Source organism: Streptomyces aurantiacus JA 4570, from assembly GCF_000414115.1.
In the GTDB taxonomy this organism is placed as follows: domain Bacteria; phylum Actinomycetota; class Actinomycetes; order Streptomycetales; family Streptomycetaceae; genus Streptomyces; species Streptomyces aurantiacus_A.
Map to the genome: position 1 here is coordinate 1 of NZ_AOPZ01000330.1, position 2,782 is coordinate 2,782.

The window sequence follows — 2,782 nt, forward strand, 5'->3', positions numbered from 1 at the left end:
CGCAGGGGGCCGTACCGCAGGGCGACCCATCCGGCCGCCACCACGGCGAGCGCGCCGCCGAGGCCCACCGCGTGGCGCGCGGGGCCGTCGACCGGGCCGAGCCCCGCGACGGCGAGGGCGCAGACGGCGCCGGGCAGCAGCGCCAATACCGCCCAGCCCGGCGGGACTTGTGCCACGGCAGCCTCACCATGTGCGTCACCGGCGGCGTCGGCCGTGGCGTCCCACTCGGCGCTGTCCTGCGGCACGCGCGCGTACATCTCTTCTGCGAGGGCGAACACGTCGCGGTGCCGGAACCGCGCGGCCGTCCGGTCGGTGACTCCGTGCGCTTCGAGGCCCGCCGCGATCTCCAGCGGGTCGACGGCGCGCTCGCACAGGTCGCGGTGCCGGTGCATGAGCGCCTTCACCGGGTCGGCGGGGCCGCGGCGGGGGGTGGCGGGGGCGCGTTCGGGGGCGACTTCGCTGGTACGTGGCCGAGTTGCCGCTTCCGTGACGGCGCCCCCGGGACTTGCCTCAGCGCCGCCCCCATCCCCGGCTCCCGCTCCGGCTTCGCGGGCTCCGGCTCCCGCTCCGGCTCCGGCTCCGGCTCCCGCTCCCGCTCCGGCCACCAGCTCCTCCGACCGCGCGTCCCAGCCCCCCGCGCCTCCGGGAGCCCGTGGCACGTCCACCGATCGTTCCGGCCACTCCGTCATGACAGCGCCTCCCTGAGCCCGAGCCCCAGCCCGGGCCGCCCGCCGCCTTGTTGGCGTGCGGCGGCCCAGCTCGGCGCGGGCGCGCCCGACGCACCGTCCGCCCCGGTACTCGCCCCGCCCCGAGCCGCCCACCGGCCCGGTACGTACGCCTCGGCGGGATGGGCGAACGGGACCGGCTCGCCCGCTTCGTTCACGGCCTCCCGCCGGACCGGGCAGTGCGAGACGATCTCCAGGTAAATGCCGTTAAATGCTGTGATGTTCTGCTCGACCGTGAAGAGTTCGAGCGCTCGTGCCCGCGCCGCCGCCCCGAGGCGCACGCGCCGCTCGGGGTCGCGCAGCAGCGCCACGCACGCCTGCGCGAGCGCCCGCGGATTGCGCGGCGGGACCACCAGACCGGTGCCTCCGATGACCTCCACCACCGCGCCGACATCGGTCGAGACGGTGGCGCGGCCGCAGAGCATCGCCTCGATCAGGCTGATCGGAAAGCCCTCGACGACGCTGGACAGGACGACCACGCCGCCCGCCGCGTACGCGGCCGGGAGATCGGGCACCTCCGGGCCGCCGACCTCCTCGAAGGACACCGGGTTGGCGCCGACGGCGTGCGCGCCGTCGGCCTCGTCGGGGAAGAGCTGGGCGGCGAGCGCGCGGCAGTGGTCGAGGTACGCCGCCTCCTCCGGGCCGTCCGCGAGCGCGCCGACGATGCGCAGGCGCGCCTTGGGCTCCTCCTTGCGGACCTCGGCGAAGGCGTGCAGGAGCGAGATGAGGTCCTTCGCGGGCTCGACACGGCCGACCCAGATCAGGGTCCGGGGCTCCCCCGCGTCCTCCCGCTCGCCGACCTCGCCGAAGCGGCCCGCGGGCAGTCCCGGGTAGACCGTGCGCAGTTTCGCGCGGTCGGCGCCGCACCGTTCCTGCCAGCGGCGCGCGTGCGCGTTGCCCGGGGTGATGACGGTGGCTTTGCGGTACACCTCGGCGGCGAGCCGGGCGTGGAAGGAGGCGAGCAGCGCCCGCGCGGGCGCGCCGAGCCCCGGCTCACCGCCGCCCCGGGCCCTCGCGGCTTCCGCCCCCGCCAGATAGTGCGCCCGCAGCTGCACCCCGTACTCGGTGACCAGCAGCGGCACCCCCGCGACATGCCGGGCGAGCAGCCCCGGCAGCGCGGCGGCGCCGCCCGCCGTGGCGTGGCAGAGGTCGGCCGCGCCCAGCTCGTCGTCCCCGTACCAGTCCAGGGACAGCGGGCGCAGCGCGCGCTCCAACTCGCCCGCGACGGCGAGCAGATCGGGCACCCGGGCGGCGCGCGCGGCCCGTGGTGCGCCCGGCGCGCGGCAGGCGCCCTCCAGGGCGCGCACGGCGGACTCGGAACGCAGGGCGCCGATCAAGCCGCCGGACCCGCCCGACCCACCCGACTCGCGGGCGAGATCGGCGAGTGCGTACAGAGCGCTGCCGAAACGGTCCGCCAACTGGCCGGAGTCGTCCGCCCCGGCACACACGGCCCCCGCCAGCTCACCGAAACTCTCGGCGAATCCGCGCCGCACCCGCCGGCCGAGGCCGAACCGGCCGCCGCTCCCCGCTCCCCACAGCGGAGCGCTCCGCACCCGGCGCACCTGCGGCGGCAGCTCGACCCAGCCCCGCGCCTCCTGCCGCTCGCTCCGGCTCAGCGCGTACACGTCGAACTCGTGCTGCCCGAGCCCGCGCACGAGCCGGTCGCACCAGAGCCTGGCCTCACCGTCCACATACGGATAACCACCCTCCGTAAGCAGTCCAATGCGCACGCGTGCACCCCCGATCTCCCATATAGGGAGCCGCCGTTGGACCGACGGCTCGCAGCGGGACGAACGTATGCGGACATGACGGTGGCGCGACGGACGGTTGTCCATCGCGCCACCGGAAGGGGTGAAGAGCCGTAACTTTCCCGCGTCGGTCGCGTTCCGTCGCGCTATAGCGGTGTCAGATCAGGTCGATAGCCCCGCGAATGCCGTGTCCACGACCAACAGGGCGCGCACACCGTGACGCAGGGTCACGCTGCGGCCAGCTCCTTGCCCCCGACGCCCGCCGCGCCCGTCTCGCCCGCCGCGCCCGACGCGGACGCCCGCCGCGCC

General features: G+C 76.2%; 1 protein-coding gene and 1 pseudogene. Both read right to left on the minus strand.

All coding sequences use genetic code 11. The annotated features are described in order from the left end of the window. Nucleotides 1-392, minus strand: a pseudogene (locus STRAU_RS44765) (hypothetical protein); the annotation flags it as partial. 293 nt (nt 393-685) lie between these two features. Further along, a complete protein-coding gene (locus STRAU_RS28180; protein WP_016643813.1) occupies nt 686-2,455 on the minus strand; it encodes a DUF3492 domain-containing protein in 1,770 nt (589 codons plus the stop codon). Between the last annotated feature and the right edge of the window lie 327 nt (nt 2,456-2,782).